The 536-nt window shown below is 71.1% G+C and carries 1 protein-coding gene; it reads left to right on the forward strand.

The window, feature by feature from the left end:
* A partial coding sequence (locus ABD330_RS32420) for an SDR family NAD(P)-dependent oxidoreductase (RefSeq protein WP_344469901.1) occupies positions 1-536 on the forward strand: 536 nt, incomplete at both ends.

The raw sequence follows: 536 nt of genomic DNA on the forward strand, positions 1-536 counted from the left end.
ACACCCCCCAGCCCGCCGACACCAGCCCGCTGGACCCCCAGGGCACCATCCTCATCACCGGCGGCACCGGCACCCTCGGCACCCTCCTCGCCCGCCACCTCGTCACCACCCACGGCGCCCGCCACCTCCTCCTCACCAGCCGACGCGGACCCGACGCCCCCGGCTCCACCGAACTCGCCAACGAACTCACCGAGCTGGGCGCCACCGTCACCATCACCGCCTGCGACACCACCAACCGCACCGCACTCAACGACCTGATGGACGGCATCCCCGCCGACCACCCCCTCACCGCCGTCATCCACACCGCCGGCACCCTCGACGACGCCACCATCCCGTCACTGACCACCGGCCGACTCCACGCAGTCATGCAACCCAAGATCGACACCGCCTGGCACCTCCACGACCTCACCAAACACCTCAACCTCACCGCCTTCGTGCTCTACTCCTCCGTCGCCGGCATCGTCGGCAGCCCCGGCCAGGCCAACTACGCCGCCGCCAACGCCTACCTCGACGCCCTCGCCAACCACCGCCGCACC

Origin of the sequence: Kitasatospora kazusensis, from assembly GCF_039529945.1 — a bacterium.
Taxonomy (GTDB): domain Bacteria; phylum Actinomycetota; class Actinomycetes; order Streptomycetales; family Streptomycetaceae; genus Kitasatospora; species Kitasatospora kazusensis.